12 protein-coding genes are annotated in these 19,109 nt (G+C 72.5%); 1 reads left to right on the plus strand and 11 read right to left on the minus strand.

Going from position 1 to position 19,109, the window contains the following annotated elements; genetic code table 11:
• Positions 1–10 precede the first annotated feature (10 nt).
• The 4 genes from V6U86_RS26940 to V6U86_RS26955 form a co-directional block, all read right to left on the minus strand.
• Positions 11–1,408, minus strand: a complete 1,398-nt coding sequence (locus V6U86_RS26940) for a TfuA-like protein (protein WP_334507918.1) — start codon at positions 1,406–1,408, stop codon at positions 11–13.
• Positions 1,401–2,567 carry a YcaO-like family protein gene (locus V6U86_RS26945; RefSeq protein WP_334507920.1) on the minus strand — a complete coding sequence of 389 codons (1,167 nt, stop codon included), beginning with the start codon at positions 2,565–2,567 and terminating at the stop codon, positions 1,401–1,403. Before V6U86_RS26945 ends, V6U86_RS26940 begins: the two co-directional genes overlap by 8 nt.
• 27 nt (positions 2,568–2,594) lie before the next feature.
• Positions 2,595–2,969, minus strand: a complete 375-nt coding sequence (locus V6U86_RS26950) for a class IIb bacteriocin, lactobin A/cerein 7B family (RefSeq protein WP_334507921.1) — start codon at positions 2,967–2,969, stop codon at positions 2,595–2,597.
• A 146-nt stretch (positions 2,970–3,115) separates the two neighbouring features.
• Positions 3,116–3,478, minus strand: a complete 363-nt coding sequence (locus V6U86_RS26955; RefSeq protein WP_334507924.1) for a hypothetical protein — start codon at positions 3,476–3,478, stop codon at positions 3,116–3,118.
• A 323-nt stretch (positions 3,479–3,801) separates the two neighbouring features.
• Between V6U86_RS26955 and V6U86_RS26960 the strand changes: the two genes are divergently transcribed.
• Complete coding sequence (locus V6U86_RS26960; RefSeq protein WP_334507926.1) at positions 3,802–4,584, plus strand: MerR family transcriptional regulator; 783 nt, start codon at positions 3,802–3,804, stop codon at positions 4,582–4,584.
• Between the two features lie 8 nt (positions 4,585–4,592).
• Here the strand turns inward: V6U86_RS26960 and V6U86_RS26965 are convergent, their stop codons facing one another.
• From V6U86_RS26965 to V6U86_RS26995, 7 genes are all read right to left on the minus strand, one after another.
• The gene (locus tag V6U86_RS26965; RefSeq protein ID WP_334507928.1) at positions 4,593–7,625 is read right to left on the minus strand and encodes an ATP-binding cassette domain-containing protein; all 3,033 of its coding nucleotides are present in this window, start codon (positions 7,623–7,625) and stop codon (positions 4,593–4,595) included.
• Positions 7,626–7,649: 24 nt separating this feature from the next.
• On the minus strand, positions 7,650–9,833 hold the full coding sequence (locus tag V6U86_RS26970; protein ID WP_334507930.1) for an NHLP family bacteriocin export ABC transporter peptidase/permease/ATPase subunit: 2,184 nt from the start codon (positions 9,831–9,833) through the stop codon (positions 7,650–7,652).
• Positions 9,830–10,639 (minus strand): HlyD family efflux transporter periplasmic adaptor subunit, encoded by an 810-nt coding sequence (locus tag V6U86_RS26975; protein ID WP_124773590.1) that lies wholly within the window; start codon positions 10,637–10,639, stop codon positions 9,830–9,832. The genes V6U86_RS26970 and V6U86_RS26975 overlap by 4 nt, the downstream gene beginning before the upstream one ends.
• The gene (locus V6U86_RS26980) at positions 10,636–12,099 is read right to left on the minus strand and encodes a SagB/ThcOx family dehydrogenase (protein ID WP_334507934.1); all 1,464 of its coding nucleotides are present in this window, start codon (positions 12,097–12,099) and stop codon (positions 10,636–10,638) included. The genes V6U86_RS26975 and V6U86_RS26980 overlap by 4 nt, the downstream gene beginning before the upstream one ends.
• A 75-nt stretch (positions 12,100–12,174) precedes the next feature.
• Positions 12,175–14,451 (minus strand): TOMM precursor leader peptide-binding protein, encoded by a 2,277-nt coding sequence (locus V6U86_RS26985; RefSeq protein WP_334507936.1) that lies wholly within the window; start codon positions 14,449–14,451, stop codon positions 12,175–12,177.
• Between the two features lie 141 nt (positions 14,452–14,592).
• Positions 14,593–15,618: a hypothetical protein gene (locus V6U86_RS26990; RefSeq protein WP_334507938.1), complete on the minus strand. Its 1,026-nt coding sequence runs from the start codon at positions 15,616–15,618 to the stop codon at positions 14,593–14,595.
• A gap of 151 nt (positions 15,619–15,769) precedes the next feature.
• Positions 15,770–18,748 (minus strand): ATP-binding protein, encoded by a 2,979-nt coding sequence (locus V6U86_RS26995; protein ID WP_334507940.1) that lies wholly within the window; start codon positions 18,746–18,748, stop codon positions 15,770–15,772.
• Positions 18,749–19,109 lie beyond the last annotated feature (361 nt).

Genomic DNA, 19,109 nt, shown 5'->3' on the forward strand with positions numbered 1-19,109 from the left:
CGACTCCTCCTCAGCCGACCCGGGCCGCTGAACCGGCCAGGGTGTCCTCCTGCGTGCGCGTGCCCACGGCGGGCAGTCGCGGGGCGCCGAACGCTTTGACGTACGCGACCAACGGTTCGGCGGCGTACCGGAACGACGCAAGGTCGACGAAGCCCCGGTCCCACGCCGCCGCTTCCAGCCCGTCGGCGGCACAGCCCCACAGCCGCGCGAAGCACGCGTCGACGATCTCGGTGCGGAAGTGCAGCCGACCACCCGGGCGGCGACGCCCCGTGGTCCGCGGAACGAGCGTCTCGTTCAACGACGCCGCGGTCGCCGCGACCTGCCGTGCCGCGGCGAGCAACGCGGGGGTGCGCAGCGGCGTCGCGACCATCCACAGTGCCAGGCTGCGGTACGGCGTGGTACCGAACGCGCGCACCAGCACCCGCAGCACCGCTTCGCGGTCGTCGAGACCGCGTTCCCGGTCGGTCAGCCAGTCCCATCCGCTCGGCGGCGCACCGGTCAGCCCTCGCAGGTTTGCCGCCTCGCTGGCGCGCTCCTCGACCATCGGGTCGGCGATGTCGACCTCGGCCAGCCCAGCCAGCACCGCCCGCCGGTGCCAGGTCGCCGACTCGGGATGCAGCAGCATCAGCACCGCGGCGGCTTCCCGGTCGCTGACCCAGTGCCCGCCGACCGACTCGCCGGCGAACCGCGCGCGCCAGCTGTCGAGAAAGCGGGTGTGCAGGTTGTCGATCGGCTGGTCGCCGGCGTGCGCCGGGCACAGCTCGGGGGCGTTGTCCGCCGCCATCGACAGCAACATCCGCGCGTCGGCGCCCTTGGCGTCGCACGGGTCCTGCCGGTGCCAGGTCAGGAACCGGTCCACCACGCCCGCCGCCTCGGGTGGCGCGCTGCGCTCCAGCGCCCGGTACGACCGCCGGCGGAAGGGCAGGTCCCGGCCGATTTCCAGCAGCAGCAGAGCCTCGGCGTCGCTGAGCACGCCGGCCGCGACGGCACGGCGCAGCGCGACCCGGATGTTCACCAGCGGGACGCTCATGGCGCGGTGGCCGTCCTCGGCGGGCCCGTGCACGACGGCCACCTCGTCGTCGCCCGTGACGACCCCGTCGCGGTAGAGCTGGAACACCTCGCCCACGCCACGCATCCCGAACGGCCACAGCTCGGCGGCGCGCAGCGCGCCCATGCTGGCGGCGCCGGCCACTGTCACGCCACGGTCGAGCAGGTCGAGGATCTCCCGGTGGCGGACCGGCGGGTGTTGCAGGAAGAACCCGTCGATGACGAGGACCCGGTCGCCGGGGGCGACGTCCAGGCGGAGCAGGTCGCCGTGCGCGACGGGCGGCAGCACCACCGCGTCGGGCAGCAGCCGACCGACCTCGTCGGACGGCAGGCTCGGACCGATGAAGACGACGTCAGTCACGGGGCACTCCCGGTCGGGTACTCAGGGCCCGCTCGTCGAACATCCGCAGGCCGGGGGCGAACACCTTGCTCACCGGTATGCCGATGTCGTCGTGGGTCAGGTCGACGCTGAACGGCTCGACGCCGGTTACCCGCTGCACCCGCGTCGCCAGCTCGCGCAGCACCTGGGTCACGTCCCCCGCCGGTGGCGAGTCCCGGCGGACCGGCCGGACGGGCCGGTCGACGGTTGGTGGCGGCACCGGCGGCGCGCCGACATCCTGGTACGCGGTGGCGTCGATGTCGTCCCGGGCTCCGGAGACCATGACCAGCCGAGATTGCGCCGCCTCAGCCATGGCTCGACCGACGGCGATCTCCGGGTCCAGGTGGCAGCCGAAGCCGCCGAAGGTGACCGGCAGGTCCTCGGACCAGATCGAGGCGGCGTAGCAGGGCACGTCGACCGCGTTGCTGATGTCGCAGACCTCCACCCAGCAGCCGGCCCGCACCAGCGCGTCGTGCACGGTGCGGGTCATCGCGTTGGTGGCGGTGCCCGGGTCGGCGTAGGTGCGCTCGGCCAACGGTGAGGTGCAGTACGGGGCGATGCAGTCGCGTTCGACGACCTCCAGCAGAGCGTGCAGGCTGGCCTCGGCGAAGGTGTTCCCGGTGGCGAGCCCGTTGCTGCTGGGGGTGAACAGGGCGCGGTCCCAGCCACGCCGGATGGTGAAGTCGAGTTCGATGGTGGCGCGGGGCACCAGGCAACGCGCGCCGGTCACCAGCCCACGGCCGGCCACCCAGTCGAGCTCGATGGCAGGGGTCAGGGGTGACCGTTCCGCCAGGTGCAGCCAACGCACGTCGTACGGCAGGTCGAGCGCCTCCGCCGGGGACCGGACGACGGTCCCCGGCCGGAGGTTCTCGGCATGCCAGGACTCGATGCTCTCCATGACCGCGCTGACCCGGGCCTGCGTCGCCGTGGCGCCGGTGCCGACGCTCACCGCCATGGTGGCTCCCACCGGCCGGTAGGCGACGTGCACCGGTAGGCCGATCTCGTCGAGCCGGGTGATGTCGGCGACCCGGGTGATCCGGAACCGGTCGAGCAGGCACCCGACCCGCTCCCAGGTCTGCTCCACGGTGGCCGTCCGGTAGGTGCCGGATCGGAACGCGATGGTCTCGGTCGTGTCAGTCATCGAGGCTCCCGGCGGGGGGTGGGGAACTCAGAGGATGAGGACGGCGATGATGTTGACGTTGTTGTCGGCGATGGGGGCCACGCCGCCGGCGACCGTCTCCAGTTCGGCCTCGGTCAGCTCGTTGAGGTCGACCAGCGGCACCTCGGGCACGTGCAGCACGTGCAGGCCGGGCGTGCCGGCCCAGTCGGCGACGATCTGATCCTTGGTGTAGAGCGTGGCGGGCTGGGCGCGGTCGACCTCGACCCGGGCGCCGGGGGCGACCGGCAGGCCGGCTGCCGTCGCGTAGCCGGTCGGGTCGGCGAGCAGGCGCTGCAGTTCCTCGTCGCTGCGCCACACTGCGGTGACCAGTTCCGAATACTTGGTCACGAACCTCGCGCCATATTCCTGTTCGTCGTTGCTCATCGTTCGGTCCTTTCCTCGGGTGGCTGCAAGACGGGGTGTGATCGCCGTGGCGAGAACGCTACGAAGATCGAGCTTCGACAATCAACGATTTCGTCTGACTGCCATCAGAATCTGCCGCGCCGGCCAATGGGCGGCAGAGTTCGGTGTCAGGTGCAGCAGCACGGGCAGCAGCAGGCACAGCTGGGGTCCAGGCCGGCGACGACGCTGTCCAACTCGTCCTCGGCCAGTTCGGCCTGAGCCACCGGCAGCAGCGACGGCACGACGAGAACGAAGATGCCGGTGCTGCCCGCCTGCTGCCAGGACTCGACCTGCATTTCCAGATCCGGATCGGCGTCGGTGACGTCCCGGACCACCCGGACCTGCACATCCTCGGACAGTTGGAGCCCGTAGCCGGCGAGGAAGCCCCGCGGGTCCCGGTCCAGCGCCTGCTCCTTGGCCGGGTCCGCCCAGACGTCGGCGACCAGCCGGCTGTACGCGGCCACGAAGACCGCTCGATCGACAGGTGTCACACCCTGCTCCCTTCGATTGTCGACCGCCGGTGGCGGCGACAGGCAGCGCGGGAGATTCCGGGCCGCCGGTTTCGCTTCATCGTGGGTCACCGGTGGATCCGGTCGGCTCGGAGAGCGGGAATTTCATCGAATGTGGCCGCGAAAAGGTCGCGCTGCGGCGAAAGCCGGGTAATTGGGAATCAGCAACTTGCGGCGGATGGTGATCCTAATGATTTTCACCACAATGGACAAGTAGTAATTCCTCGCCTGTTACCCGCCCGGTGTCCACCCTTACGCTGCGATCGGCGGACCGCTCAGCGTGACAGCGGTTCGACGGGGTTGCCGTGTTCCGTCACCGAGTGCTGCCGGAGGCCACCGTGACCATCGACGAGGTGACGACGACGGCGCCCGCCGGCCCGGTCGGGTACAGCGTGGAGGAGCTCGCCCGCAAGGTGGGCATGTCGCCGCGCAACATCCGAGCCCATCAGGCCCGACGGCTGCTGCCCCCGCCGGTGCGGCGCGGTCGGGCCGCGCTCTACGACGACTCCCACGTCCGCCGGCTGGACGCGATCCTCGCCCTGCAACGACAGGGCTTCAACCTGGTGTCCATCGAGGCGATGCTCGGGGTCCGGGCCAGTGACGAGGCCCCTGACGGGCTCACCGCGATGCTGCAACGCCTGACCGCCGACCGGCCCGCGCTGGCCCACGCACTGACCCGGCACGGTGTGATCGGCCGGACCGCCGACGGCACCGTCCGCACCGTCCGGCCACGCCCGCTGCGCGCCGCCCTGGACCTGCATCGGGTACGAGTGGGCACGGTACCGGCACTGCAGACCCTCAGCGAGGTGCTGGACAGCCTCCGGCCGGTCGCCGACGAACTGGTCGCCGCCGTCACCGCCCGGCTCCTGACGCTCGCTCCGGAGCTGGTACGCAGCGACGCCCGATCGTCCTGGGCCGATCTCGACCGGGAAACCCTGTTGCTGACCCAGGGCGTGGTCAACGTGCTCACCGAGGCGTTCCGGCTCGCCGTGGAGAACCAGTCGGAGGCGCACATCGCCGAGCTGCTGGAGAACCACCTCGACGCGGACGTGTGCCTGGAGGACAGCACGGTCATCGACAACGGCTGACCGGACCGTCAGCTTGTCGCGGGCTGGCCGTCCGCCTGTCGGCCCTCCGGCACGGCGTCGGACCGTTGCGGTTCGGTGAGCAGTTGCCGCCGCGCCAACCGGTGGAACAGCCCGTCCGGGTCGTCCATCAACTCGTCGAAGCTGCCCCGCTGGACGATCCGCCCTGCCTCCAGGACGACGATGGTGTCCGCCGCGCGGACCGTGGACAACCGGTGGGCGATGACCACCCGGGTCGCGGCCAGGGCCGCGGTGCTCCGGCTGACCACCTCCTGGGTCCGGTTGTCCAGAGCGCTCGTGGCCTCGTCGAGGAAGATGATCCGGGGTAGCGGCGCCAGCGCGCGGGCGATCAGCACCCGCTGACGCTGCCCGACCGAGAGCGTCCCACCCCCGAACGGCACCATCGTGCTCATCCCCATCGGCAGTGCCTCCAGGTCATCGGCGAGGCCGGCCATCCGTGCCGCCTCCCAGACCTGGTCGAGGGGAAAGCTGCCGGCCCCGCAGATGTTGTCGCGTACCGAGCCGGCGAAGAGCTGACCATCCTGCAGCACCACCCCGCACTGCCTGCGGACCGCGTGTACGTCGAGCTCGGAGAGGTCCTGGCCGTCGTAGAGCACGGCGCCCTGTTGCTGGCGTTCAAAGCCGAGCAGCAGCCGGAGCAGTGTGGATTTTCCGCAGCCACTCGGTCCGACGATGGCCACGAACTCACCCGGACGGACGTGCAGGTCGATGTCGGTGAGCACCGGTGGCTCGTCCGCCTGGTAGGCGAAGGTGAGCCGGTGCAGCGCGATCTCGCCGCGCAACTCGCCCGGGTCCACCCGGTCCGGCCGCGCCTCGGGGTCGGCGCGCAGGATCTCCCGCAGGCCGCCCAGCCGGGGCACGGCCGCGATCACCTCGACCCCGGCCGACACCAGCACCAGCAACGCGCCCAGGAGCATCGCGAACCCGACGTTGAGGATGAAGAAGTCGGCCGGCGCGACCCGGCCGGCGAGCGGCCCCATCAGCACGGCGAACAGGACCAGTTGACCAGCGACCGGCAGCACGGTGCCGAAAGCGACCAGGCCCGCCTGGCTCTGCCGGACCCGTTGCAGCGCCGCTCGGGCCGTCGCGGCCACCTCCGACCAGCGTGCGTGGGCACGAGTTTCGGCCGCCGCTAATTTGATCTTGACGATGCCGCCGAGCAACTGGTTGGTCATCGCCGCCGCCCGGTGCTCGGCCGGCAACGCGGACCGTTGCTGGCGGACGATCAGCACGGCGAAGCCGCCGAAGGTCAGCATGGTGACGGCGACGATCCCCGCTCCCCAGAGCCCGAGCACGGGCTCGACCACCAGGAGCATGCCGAGGGTCACCGCGACGGTCGCAGCCGCCGTGACGAGCTGCGGCAACAGCGCGCTCAACGCCTCACCGACGAACGAGATCCCCAACATCGAGTTGGCGATCTCACCGCTGCTGCGACCGGCGAAGAACCGGGCCGGCAGCCGCATCAACCGGTCCCAGATCGCCAGCTGCGCGCCGGACTGCATCCGGCCGTCCAACCGCAGCAGACGCAGGTTCTGCACCACACCCACCAGCCCCGCGACCACCGCGGCGCTGAGCATCAGCGCGAGGAAACCGACAAGGCCGGTCACCTCACCCTGCCGGGCCAGTTGGCCGAGCACCTCGCCGGTGGCCAACGGCACGCCCAGGCCCAGCAGTGCCACGCAGGCGGCGGCGAACAGCAGACCCCGCACGTCGCGGGACGCACCGACCAGCCCGGCCCGCACCAGGTGGCGCATCCGAGCGGTCGGCGGCAGCGGCGCCTGCACCTCGGTCGCCTCGGCGGCGAACGTGGCGGCCACTGTCGCGTCGATCGGAGCGTACGCCCGGGTGTCCGGGTCGACGTGGTGGTAGCGACCCCGGCGGAACACCAGCGGCACCGCGACGGCGCGCTCCGGGTCGTCACCGACCCGCCACCCCACCAGTGGCCCCAGGTCCCGCCGCCACCACCGGTCCGGCAGCCGCACCTCACGCAGGAACAGGCTGGACGCCCGGGTCACCGCGTGCACCGCGGCCCGGTCGTCCAGCGGCGCACGGCTGCGGTCGGCCGGCTCGTTGATCGGGCTGCCCATCCCCTCGGTGACCACCCGCACCACCGAAGCCGCCCGCCCGTACCTGTCGAAGCCGGCCTCGTCATCGGGAACCGGAACCCCACCGCCCGCGCCGATCACCCCGATCGACCGGCGGGCCGCCGCAGCGAGCATCGCCGCGTCGGTCTCCCGGCGCCGCCGCACGGCGCTCAACAGGGCCGCGTCGGCCTCCTCGATCCGGGTCTCCACCATCCGCAGCAGCCGGGCCACATGCTGGTCGACGGCCGACCGGAGCTGACCGTTGACCAGCAGGTCCCAGCTGCCGTGGCTCTCCACCGCGCACGGCGACTCGGCCACCACCCAGTCCCGCTCGGCGACCAGCAGCAACTCCCGCTCCCCCGACATCTCCGCCGGGCCACCGTCGTTGCGTCGCAGTTGCCCGCCGGCGCTGCGCAGCCACCACGCCCCGCCGGTGGAGGTGAGGGCGCTCCCCTGCGCCAGCGAAACGATCTCGCGTCCACGGAGGGTGGACGCCTGCCGGGGCGCCTGCCCCCGGCGCAACGCGTCAGCGACGGTGACCAGCACCAGATCCACCGCCGCCACCAGCTCCGTCGCGGCGGCCCGCGCCCGCAGCGACGCACCCTCGTCCGCCACCCGACCGAGCCGAACATGCCGCTCCAGCAGGGACAGGTGACGCCGGGACAGCCCGCGCAGCTCCGTGCCGGGCAACGGCACCAGGATCAACTGCCACGCGCCGATCGCGGTGGACGTCGGCACCAGGCCACCCGCCGGCAGGCGGGCCACATGGTGCCGACGCGAGGGGCTGATCCCGGCCCGGCGCACCGCGAACAGGTCGGCCTCACCTCCGGTCACCAGCCAGCCGGCCGCCGGGCCGTCCAGACGGCAGACCTCGCGTACGCCGTCCGAGCAGAAGCCGATCAGGCCACCGGCCGGGGGATCCTCCACCGCGCCACTCATCAGCGTCTCCTCGGATCGTCGTGGTCAGTGGTCGCGGACCAGGCGCGCGTACGCCCCGTCCTGAGCGACCAACTGCTCGTGGGTGCCGCGCTCCACCTCCCGACCGCCGTCCAGCACGACGATCAGGTCGCAGTCGCGGACCGTGGACAGGCGGTGGGCAACGATCAGACAGGTCGCCCCCCGCCGGCGCAGGTGCCTGTCGATTCGGCGTTCGGTCTCCGCGTCCAGCGCGCTGGTGGCCTCGTCCAGCACCAGCACCCGGGGGTTGCGCACGAGCGCTCGGGCGATCTCCAGCCGCTGCCGCTGCCCACCCGAGAAGTTGCGGGCGTTCTCCCGTACCGGGCTGCCGAGGCCACCCGGACGGGCCGCGACCTCGTCGTAGAGGCACGCGTCGGTCAGCGCGGCGACGACGTCCTCGTCGGCGACCGTGAGGTCCCACATGGTGACGTTGTCCCGCACCGTCCCCTCGAACAGCCGTTGGTCCTGGTCCACCATGGCGACTGTGGCCGCCCAGAGGCCGTCGTCGGCCGCGACCCGCTCAAGGCCGTCCACTGTGACCCGTCCGGTCCAGGGACGGTAGAGCCCGGCGACCAACCGACCAACTGTGGACTTGCCACTGCCCGACCGCCCGACGAGCGCCACCCGGGCACCCGGCGGCAGGTCAAGGCTGAAGTTCTCCAGCAGAGGACGGCCCAACGGGTTGTAGCCGAAGGTGACCTCCTCGATGCGCAGATGCCCCTCCATCGGTGCCACCGGGCGGGCGGCTCGGTCCTGGGCCGAGGGCAGTGGGTACCGCTCCACGTCGCGCAGTCGGTTGAGGTCGGCGCTCATGTCCTGCAACCGCGAGCCCAGCGCGGTCAGATTGCCCAGCGGGCGGTTCATGGCGACCGCCAGGCTCTGCATGCCGACCAGCACGCCGACGCTCATCGCCTCCGCCACGACCTGCCGGCTGCCCAACCCCAGCAGCACCGCTGTGGTCGCCGACGCGAGCAGCGCCGGCAGGACCGAGAGCACCGCGGTGGGCACCCCCAGCCGCTGCTGACGGGTGGCGACGGTGGCATGACGCGCCGCGAACCGGGCCACCGCGCGTTCCTCCTCACCGCCGGCCTTCACCGTTTCGATCATCTGAACCGTGGTGTAGACGGTGGTCACCAGCTTGCTGCGGTCGGCCTGAAGGCCGGCGACAGCGGTGGACCGGGTCGAGGCGACATAGCGCAGCACGCTGACGTTCAGCCCGGCGAGGACCACCGCGCACAGTCCGAGCAGCAGGTCGTACTGGCAGAGCAGAGCCCCGTACGCCAACACCAGGCCGGTGTCCACCACCGTGGTGGCCGCCCGGCGGGTGAGCACCTCGGCGACCACCTCGTTGCCGCGGACCCGCTGGCTGAGGTCGGCGGCCTGCCGCTGGTCGAAGAAGGTCGGCGGCAGCCGCAGCAGATGTCGGAAGAACCGGGCGGCGCTGGCGAGGGCGAGCGCGGTCTCCGCGCGTACGGTCAGGCGTTGCTGAAGCAGGCTGGCCAGGAAGGTCAGCACGGTGGCCACCGCCACCGCCGCCACCAGGCCGGCGAACGCGGCCCGATCCTCCTGCAGCAGCACCCGGTCGACGAAGACCTTGGCCATTACCGGGATGGTCAGACCGACCACGGCGATCAGCAGGCCCAGCAGCAGCATCTGCGCGATAGCCGAGCCCGGGCCGCGCCACCGCTCGGCCAGCGCTCGCACCATCCGGTAGCGGGTGCCGCCGGGCCGGAACTCCGGGCCGGGCTCCATGGTGAGCACGATGCCGGTGAAGGCGCCGTCGAACTCCTCCCAGCTCACCGCGCGGGGACCGGTGGCCGGATCGTTGATGAAGACCTTACGGCCGAGCCCTTCCAGCACCACGAAGTGCTCGAAGCGCCAGAACAGCACCGCCGGCAACGCCACGGTGGCCAGGCCGGCCAGGTCCATCTGGAAACCCTTGGCCACCATTCCGTACCGGCGGGCTCCCTTGAGCACGGTGGCCGCGGTGGAGCCGTCCCGGCTGACGCCGCACACCCGGCGCAACTCCTCCAGGGGCACGTGCCGACCGTGGTGCGCGAGCAGGATCCCCAACGCGGCGGCACCGCACTCCACCGCCTCCATCTGGATCAGGGTGGGTGTGCGAACCCGCCGACGCCGGATCCTGGGCAGCTCCGGTGCGCCGCTGGCGGCGGTCGTCGGCGCGCTCATCGCCGCAGCAACCAGTCGATCGGGTGTTCCCGGTCCACCGTGAACCAGGCGGTGACCTCGCTTGCCGAGTTGAGCTGGAACGGCGGCGGAGACTTGGTCCAGCGCAGGCCGCCCGGGGCAGCCGGGTCGGGCTCCAGGGCAACCGTCACCCGCACCACACTGCCGCGGGCGAGCAGCCGCCGGACGTCCGGCCCGGTGCCGAGGAAGGCGCGCAGCGAGGCCTCGGTCTCCGGGAAGGCGCCGACCGTGGTGACCTGACCGGCGAGGGTGCCGAACACGTTGCGCGGCGCGGCCGCGGCGGCCACCTCGACGGACACACCGGGTTGCAGCAGCGGAGCGGCGACGGCGGGGGCGTAGACGACTGCCTGCAACGCGTCCCCGGCGGTGTCGAGTCGTTCCAGGTCGGCCAGGTGTGTCCCCGGGGTGACGATCTCGCCTTCGGAGACCAGCCAGGCGACGACGTACGCGTCACCCGGCGCGGTCTCCACCCGTACCTTGCCGTCCGTTGTGCGCAGGCTGTAGAGGGGCATGCCCTTCGGCACCCGCTGGTGCGGTGACGCCCACACCTTGGTGACCTGACCGGCGTCGAGCGCGTCGAGGGCGGAGATCCCGTTCGAGTGGATCAGCACCCCGGCCGCCTCGACGGTCCGGGGCACCACCGTGCGTACCGACCAGACCCCCGCGGCGACCACGACGATGACCAGCGCCGTGGTGGCCAGCCAGTTCGGCACTGTGGTCAGCCGGACCGCCCGGTCCAGCTGCTCGGGTGCCTCCAACTGACGCAGAGCCTGCCGCCGGAACTTCATGGCCGGCCCTCCGCTGCGCCCGGGCCGGTGGCGCGGCGCGAGCCGAGCAGGAAGTCGGCGACGCTCGGCTCGACCAGCGGGTCGAGCCCGGACAGCTCGGCGAAGGCCTGCGAGTCCCCGGCGCCGAGGGCGCACGGCGCCAGCCCCATGGCGGTGGCGACGAGATACATCTGCTGGGTCAGCACACCCGCGTCCTTGAGAATCATCGCGTAGCTCATCCCTTCGTACTTCCACATCAGCCGCTGCACGCGGGCGGTGACCACCAGCACCGTCTGCGGTGGCCGAGGCAGGGCGCCGGACGCCCGGGCGTAGGCCAGCAGCCGGTCGGCGGCAGCTCCCCAGGCGGCGACCGGCTCCAGCCGGTGCCCGACCGGGTCGTAGTGGTAGAGCCCGGGATCGAGCCCGGCGCAGCGCGCGACCAGTGGATAGATCTCCAGTTCGTAGACGCCGCCCCCGCCCGGGTACGGCCGGTGGCCGACCTCCTGCCCACCGGCCTCGCCGACGGCCGTGGTGTGCTGCGACCGGTACAGGAACTCCGCAAGTCGTTCCACGGGCAGCGGCGCCGCGTCGTCGTGGTCGCGCACGCTGCGCCGGTCCGCGACGACCTGGCTGAACGACGGGTCCGCCTTGGCTATCGTCGCCAGGTCCGGCAGTGGCAGCTCGACAGCCCGAACCCCGTCGTACGCGCGGCGCAGCGGTTGCGGGGCGAAGCGCTCCCGCATCCGGTAGGTGCCGCCCACCGGCAGCGCGTGCCGGCCGGCGCGGGACCGGTGGTGCAGCCGCAGTTCCTCCGGCGACCAGTAGGCCAGCGGCGCTTCGTCGCACTCCGCCTCGAATTCGGCGTCGGTGACCAGGACCCGGGCGGTGGCCAACTCGTCGAGCATCCGTCCGGCGACTTCCGGCGGCACGCCGAGCGTGCGGGCCACCGCGTCGGGTCCGACGCCCGGCACGGCGGCGGCCAGCACCGCGCCGACGGCGGCGTCGGCGCAGCCGACGACGAGGGTGCTCAGCGGCGACGCGGCCACCAGCATGCCCCGTTCGTGCTGAAGGGTGGCGAAGCGGGAGAGCCGGTAGCGGACCCCGGGGGTGTGCAGGCGAGTCTCCGGCAGACTGCCCCGCCCCAGGCCGGTGGGCACCAGGTCGAGCAGCGGCCGATCGTCGACCTGGACCCGGCGCTCCAACCAGGAGTGGGCGAGCAACCGGCGCAGCAGCAACTGCGCTGGCAACACCCGGTTCTCCCCCTCCAGGCCGCTGATCAGCCGGCCGACCTCGACGTCGTTGACCCAGTCGGCGGCAAGCCGCAGCAGCAGCGCGCGCCGGCCCATGCCCGGTTGCTCAAGAGTGAGCTGGAAGCGGGTCTGCCGCAGCGTCAGCGCGCCGTCCTCACCGATCCGCAGCTCCGCGTCACGGCGCAGCCGGTACGACTCCTGAATCGGCGGACCGCCGACGGAGCCGCTCACGACGGTCGCCGACCGGCCGGGTCCACCACTGTGGTCATCCCCCACACACCCTTCCCACGGTCCCGGGATCGCCGGCTAGAAGAAGACGTTCAGCGGATTGGCCGACGTCTCGTCGGCGGCCAGCGGGCTCCGGCCGAGGTGGGCCGGCACGTCCCACAGCCGGCCGGGGCCGAGCCGCCGCCAGAAGTGCCGCAGTCCCGGCACGACGACCTTCACCACCGCCAGGTCGACATCCGGACGGGACTGGTCGACGACGATCACCTCAAGGCCGGCCTGCTCCGCCCGGCGTACGCACCGACGCACGTCATCCCCGACGTCGCCGGTGGTCAGCGGCGGGTGGTCCACCGCGGTGTGCAGCGGCCGGCCGGGATCCGGTGCCAGCCAGGGCTGGTCGGCCACCCGCACGGTGCCGAACCAGCGCGCGGTGTCCGGGTCGTCGACGCCGTACCGGTTGCGGGTGGAGGCGGGTCCGGCGACGGCCGGCAGGAACTGGTTCACCTCGGTGAGCGCCCGGGTCAGCGCGACCCGGGCGTCCAGGTGCGCGCCGAAGCCGACCAGGACGTCCTCCGGCCCTCCGTCGACCCGACGGGACACCGCCGCGAACGTGGGTACGCCCAGGTCGGCGGTCAGGTCGAGGGCCCACAGTTCGCGACCGAGGGCGGTGGCGTGATGGTCGACGCAGGCGGCCGTCCACGGGTCGCCGAACGAGGCGAGGTCCACCCCGGGCATCCGGGATCGGTGGTACCACCACAGGGCCACGCTGTCCCGCTCCACGACTTCGCAGAGGCCCTGCAGGATCGCCTCGGACAGGGTGCCGCCGGCCGCGCAGCCGTTCGAGTCGGCCGAGCACACTTCCAGCCCGGTCAGCTCCGGATGCCCGTACCAGCAGTGCGCGGCGGGCAGCTCGCGCGGTGTCTCCCGGGTCAGCGACCAACCCGTGGTCCAGTCCAGCTCCACCTCGTCGGGCAGCGGGCGGGGAACGCGGTGCAGGTGGCCCAGGTCGCGGTTGAGCCGGTCCCGGTCGGCGTACTGGCGCTCCGAGAACAGCAGCAGCTCCCGCAGGTGCACCGCCCGGTCCGGACCGAGCTGCCGGTAGGACGCCCGGTGCACCGGGCGGTCGCCGCGCCACACCCCGCAGTAGCGCTCCACCGCCTCCCCGACCGCGCTCATCCGGGCCTGCAGGTCGGTCCGGCCCTTGCCGCCGCTCTGCCCGCGCAGATTGCGGCGCAACGCGGCGAGCTGGCGGGGCTGGGCGAAGTTGTGCCCGGCCGAGTAGGTGTGGGTGACCCCGTTGTCGGTCGCCTCCAGCGGCGTCAGCCGGCTCACCACACCCAGATACCGGCTGACGTGGTGGACGAGCGCGGCGTACGCCTCGGCGGGTTCCCTGGTGCGGGAGTCCCCGGCCCGACTGGGTTCGGCGCCGCTGGGTGGCAGGTCGATCCGTGGCTCGGCCTTGCGGACGAGGTCCGGGTCGCCGCAGGCGGGGCACTGCGGCTGGCGTACGAGTTGGTGGCTCTCGGTGCTCAGGTCCCGCGTGTCCAGGGCGACCATCCGCCCGGTGAGGCGGGGTGAGACGCCCCGGACGGCGAGCACCGCGAGTTCGGCGGCGAGCAACCCGGCCGCCATGGTGGCCAGTCCGGGCAGGACCGCGCGGCCGGGCTGGGGCAGCGGTCCGTCCAGGTCCTGCCCGTGCAGAAAGGCGTTCACCTGTTCGTTCTCCTGCCAACGTTGCCGTAGGCAGGCCCAGCAGCCGGTGCGGCCCGGCACGAGGTGCGGGCCGAGGAACACGACGTTGCCGTGTGGCCGGGCCAGGGTCCACGGCCGGCCGGCGGCGAGCTGCCGGTCGTTGAACGGCGCCAGGCGAGGGTCGAGCATCGACGACGGCAGCACCAGCACCTGGGCGTTGGCCGGGCCGGGGTCCGGTGCGTCCGGCCCGACCACTGTCGGAGTGAGCCCGAGGGCGCGCAGCGCGTCGGCGGTCTCGGCCACCCGGGGCGCGCCGAGGTCCACGATGGTGACCGGTCCCCCGGCCATCCACCGCAGTCCGGCGTCGGGCGGAACACCTCGGGCGTCCCAGCCTGCGGCCTCGGCTGCCGAGGTGTGCGCCGCACCGGACACCAGCAGGCCGTGGTCGCGCAGCCGGGCGAGGGCCGCGGCGACGGCGGCCACCGGGTGTCGGGTGGCCAGCCGAGCCACCACGTCGGCCAGCGGCGCGGCACCGTCGAGCTGGTCGGCCAGCTCCGCGGCGACCGGGTCGTCGATGAGGAGGCTGCGGGTCTCCCCCAGCACCACCAGCGGGCCGTCGGGCAGCCGCACCGGCACGTAGTCCGTTCGGAAGCGCGGACGCCACATCTGGGTTCCTCCCGAGCCTGGTGGCCGGACCGATCGGGTCCCGCCCTGATCACGGCTGCTGCCATCGTCGCCGTCCGGTGCGCCCCGATCCGAGGGTTGCCACCGGTTTCTGCCGTCGCCGTGGAAGCTGCGCGGCAGGGGTCAGCCGACGGTGACTGTCAACGCGGTGTCGTTGAGCCCCAGCACCGAGGTGCCGACGGCCTGCGTCGGCACGAGCAGCGCGAAGGTCTCCACCCGGGTGACCCGGATCGACTTTCCGCTGGCCGCCGTCCGATGACCGGTGGCGATCAGGTCCGGGCTCTGCGGCTCCAGTCGAACGGTGGCCGGGCCGCCCGGCGCCGGACGCAGCGTGTCGGTGGCGTGGATCGTCAGAAAGGTGAGCGTGCCGGTCGGCACCGCGACCGCGCAGTCGGACCATTGCGCGCTGTCCATCGTCCGCTGCACCGCCGCGCCGGCACCGGCGAGTTGCTGCCCGTAGACCTCCCAACCACCGGCGAACTGGCCGTCGAGCAGCGGGCTCGACGCGATGAGGGACCGGTTGCCCGTCGTGGACCCGATGCTGCGGGCGAACACCTCGGCGGCGAGGGCCCGGCGGCTGGTCTCGTCCACTGCGGCGCCACCCGCGGTGGCCGGGCGCCCGTCGATGCTCCGGGCGACGACCAGCGAGGGTTGGGTGACCTGAACGTTGTGGCTCAGCTTCCACTGGCCGTCGGCGCCGCGCACGAACTGGCTGACGTCGGTGGGGGCCAGCTCGGAGCCGGTCAACCGGAGCGTGGCTGTGGCGAGGAAACAGGACGGCTCGCCGGGTGGCACCGCGAAGACCGGGTTGATGTGCTGGAAGGACGGTTGTGCCCGCTGGTTGTATTCGGCCCGACGGACCGCGGCGATGCTGAGGTCCAGCGAGGGCGACACCTCCTGGGCCCGCAGCGCCTCGACGTCACCGGCCACCGAGGCGGCCGAATCGGCCTGGTCGAAGGCGGTGAGCACCAGCGCGGCCCGGTCCCGCCCGAAAGCGGCCGAACCGTGGGGCGCCGGAGTGGCCGCGTCCACCGGCTCGCCCCCACAGCCGGTCAGCACGAGCAGCGCCACCGTGGCGGCGGCGATCGGCATCGCCGGCACCGGAGCGGCGAGGATACGCGGGCTCCTGACGGACCTTCTGCGCAGCATCTCGTCCTCCATCCACCACCGGTCCACGGGAATCGCACCGGATGCAGTCGAGTATGTGAGCGGCTGTCGGGCCACGACGCTGGCGGCGTGGCCTCGTGCTGCCCGGTCTGTCGACGTTGCACCGAACGACGTCATCCGGCCCGCATCGCGGTCACCGATCGGTGTCATCGAGCCGCGCGACCCAGGCGACCAGACCCGATCGGGAGGCGACGCCCGCCTTGCGGTAGATGCGGGTCAGGTGCGCCTCCACCGTGCGGGGGCTGATGTTCAGCTGCCGGCCGATCAGTCGGCTGGTGGCCCCGGTCGCCGCCAACCGCGCGATGTGCCACTCCCGGTCGGTCAGGGCGGCGACCTCGCGCGGGCCGACCGGACGGGCCAGTCGTAGGCCGACCCGTTCCGTTCCGCACCACCGGGCCAGTTCCAGCGCCCGGCGGCGGGCGCGCGCCGCCAGGCCGGGCTCGTCCGCGGCTTCCGCCGCCCGGGCCAGGGAGGCCAACGTGAGGCTGCGCCGCAGCACCATCCCGCTGGCGCGGAACAGGTCGGCCGCGGTCTCCAGGTGCGGCAGCGCCGCCCGGACCTCGCCGCGGGCGAGCAGCACCTCGCCGTACGCCGACTCGGCGAAGCCCCGCTGCCCGCGCAGACCGATCCGATCCGCCTCGGCCATCGCCAGCTGCGCCTGCCGCTCGGCGTCAGCCACCTCACCGGCGGCGAGCGCGGCGGCACAGAGCAGCTCGTACCACCGGGGCCGCAGGGACGCCTGGAGACGGCTGAGTCGGCTGTCGCCGCCGGCCGAGAGCACCAGTTCGGCGCAGGTCGCCGGATCACCCGACAGCAGCGCCGCGGTCGCCAGTGCCGTCGCGGCGGTACGACCGCACCAGCTGGTGAGGTCGGTGGCGATCCCGGCGGCGCTGCGGGCCAACGCCACCGCGCGGTCGTCGTCCCGGAGGCCACCACGCCACGCCGTCGCCTCCGCCTCGAACGCCAGGGCGAAGCTCAGCAGGTGGTGACTGCCGATGCGCCGGGCAACGATGCCCGCCTCGGTGGCCAGACCGATGGCGGTGTGCAGCCGCCCGCCGTGGTAGGCCACCTGACTACGACCGAGCAGCAGCTGGCACAGCCCGTCGTCGCGGTGCGAGGCGCGTACGAGGGTCAGCCCTCGATCGAGGTGCCGCACGGCGTCGGCCTGCCGTTCGAGGTACAACTCGCTCAGGCCGAGGGCGGTCAGGCAGTCGGGGTGGTCCCGCACGTCCCGGTCCGGCAGTGAGTCGACGATGCGGGCGCCGGCATCGAGCAGGCCCCGGGCGTCGTCGAGCGCGCCGTCGTGTGTGGCGGCCAGACTGCGGACGGCCAGCAGACTGGCCCGGTCCGCGCCGGAGCCGCCGGGGTCACCGGTGAGCACGTCGGGCAGCTCGGTCAGGGGGCGGCCGGCCAGGATGCCGGCGACGCCGATCTCGGTGGCGAGTCGGTAGCCGCCGGCGGGTCCGGCACCGGCTGGCAGGGCGGCCAGCTCGCGCCGGCTGATGGCCGCCGCCTCGGCGTAGTTGCCGAGCAGACGTTCCACGCGTGCCCAGAGGGCTACTGCCTGCGCCCGCCGTCCCTCCGGGTCGGCGGGGAACAGCGGCACGATCTCCTGGAGCAGGGCCCTGCTCTCGGCCAGATCCCCCGTCTCCCCGGTGATCTGGGCCAGCGCGAGCGACACATCCTGGCGACGTTGGGTGAGCCCGGCCGTCGGCCGCAACGCACACAGCGCCAGCCGTAGCCAGCGGATGGCCAGGTCCGGCGTCTCGCGCCGGACCTCCTGCGCGGCCCGGCAGAGCACGTTGACGCAGCGGTCGGCCCAGCCGCCGTTCGGCAGGGAGAGCAGGCGCTCCGCGTAGCGGGCCCGATCCACGGGTGGCGCGCCCAGTTTGACCAGCGCGGTGAGCGCCCGCCCACACGCCTTCACCTGCCACGCCGGGTCGGTGTCCTGAGCGACAGCCATCCGCAGCACCGGGTGCCGGAAGGCGAACCGTCCAGTGCCGGGTACGCGGCGGATCAGGTCGAGGCGGGCCAACCGCCAGCCGGCCTCGACCGCCAGTGGCGCCGGGACCTGCGCGACCTCGGCGAGCAGGTCCGCGGTGAAGGGCGCATCGACGATCGCCCCGGCCCGCAGGCAGGTCAACTCGACGGGGGGCAGGCCGGCCCACTCTCGGCGCAGCACGGCCACCGCCGCGTCGGTCAGCCGGGCACCCTGCGCTTCCCGGATCGGGTCCGCGCTGTTCGGGGTGGGACCGCTCGGCAGCACCGCCAGGTAGCCGGGGTTGCCGCCGGTCAGGTCGTACCGGGCGCGCAGCTCCACCTGGTCGACGTGGGGGTGCAGGAGCGCGACCTCAGCGAGGCTGAGCGGGCGGAGTTCGAGCCGATCGTGTGCCGTCGGTTCCGCGTTGGCGTGCTCGTCAGGATCTGGTAGCCCGAACGGCATCGGGGTCGCCATCTGCCGCGGGCGGTAGACGAGCACGAGCAGCAGCGGGGCGGGCACCGGATACCGCAGTAGGTGAGTGATCAGACCGGCGGAGGAGGCATCCGCCCAGTGCAGGTCGTCAAGGACCAGCACCAGACCGTCCCGGGCCGCCAGGCGGATCAGTCGGCGGGCCAGCTGGTAGGTCCGGAACCTCCGGGCGTCCGACGCCCGCCCCGGCGCCGCTGGCACGGCGGCGACGGACTCCGCCCAGGTCTGCCCAGTGGGCCGCCCGCCACGCACCCCCCGTCGCAGCGACTGCCCCTCGGTGAAGGCATGTCGAAACACATGGAAGGGGACTCCTCGTTCATCCGACGAGCAGGTCCCGATGGCACAGGGGACGGTGGGGGCGCATCGCGCCAGGACCTCGCGGACGAACCGGGTCTTGCCGACGCCCGGCTCGCCGACCACCTCGCAAACCATTTGCCAGCCCCGGCTCAGCACAGTTGCCTGGGCTCTCTCGATGCGTGCCAATTGTGGTCGCCGCCCAACGAAGGGCGGGCTCGATGATGCGCTTTCCAGCCCAGGTGTCATCACGCAGACCAGACGCCTTCCGGCACACTGAAGGGGAATTGGTGGCACTATACCGGAGCACCGTCGAATGTCGAAACATACCGATGCGACCGTCCTCATTTACCGGATGTCGTGGAGGTGCAGGTTCTTTCCGGCATCGCACCACAAGCCGCAGAAAAGGACCGGCCGGCACCGGGGGCATGGCCAGGCACCTGGGTAATCATCGGAGCGCCGCGTCTGATCTGATATCACCACTATCATGGCCGCCTATATTCAAACGCCCGAAGCGGTCATATTCCTACCTTGGCCTTAAACCCTGACGCTCATCCCATCTGATGAGCCGGCAGCGAGTGTTCACACGACGACAAATAGCTGGAATCCCATCCCCGGAATTGGCTCTCCGTTGTCAGTGGTCAACATGCGAACAGCAACATGCAGGCGCGACAAGCACAAAGAGACCGACAGCGAAAAGCCACCGGCA

The organism is Micromonospora sp. CPCC 205558, from assembly GCF_036902955.1.
Classification (GTDB): Bacteria; Actinomycetota; Actinomycetes; order Mycobacteriales; family Micromonosporaceae; genus Micromonospora.

Bases quoted from the DNA above. Each gene is read 5' to 3' on its own strand.
- V6U86_RS26970 (WP_334507930.1), bottom strand. From the start codon at position 9,833: ATGAGCGCGCCGACGACCGCCGCCAGCGGCGCACCGGAGCTGCCCAGG.
- V6U86_RS26975 (WP_124773590.1), bottom strand. From the start codon at position 10,639: ATGAAGTTCCGGCGGCAGGCTCTGCGTCAGTTGGAGGCACCCGAGCAG.
- V6U86_RS26965 (WP_334507928.1), bottom strand. From the start codon at position 7,625: ATGAGTGGCGCGGTGGAGGATCCCCCGGCCGGTGGCCTGATCGGCTTC.
- V6U86_RS26995 (WP_334507940.1), bottom strand. From the start codon at position 18,748: ATGAGGACGGTCGCATCGGTATGTTTCGACATTCGACGGTGCTCCGGT.
- V6U86_RS26985 (WP_334507936.1), bottom strand. From the start codon at position 14,451: ATGTGGCGTCCGCGCTTCCGAACGGACTACGTGCCGGTGCGGCTGCCC.
- V6U86_RS26990 (WP_334507938.1), bottom strand. From the start codon at position 15,618: ATGCTGCGCAGAAGGTCCGTCAGGAGCCCGCGTATCCTCGCCGCTCCG.
- V6U86_RS26950 (WP_334507921.1), bottom strand. From the start codon at position 2,969: ATGAGCAACGACGAACAGGAATATGGCGCGAGGTTCGTGACCAAGTAT.
- V6U86_RS26945 (WP_334507920.1), bottom strand. From the start codon at position 2,567: ATGACTGACACGACCGAGACCATCGCGTTCCGATCCGGCACCTACCGG.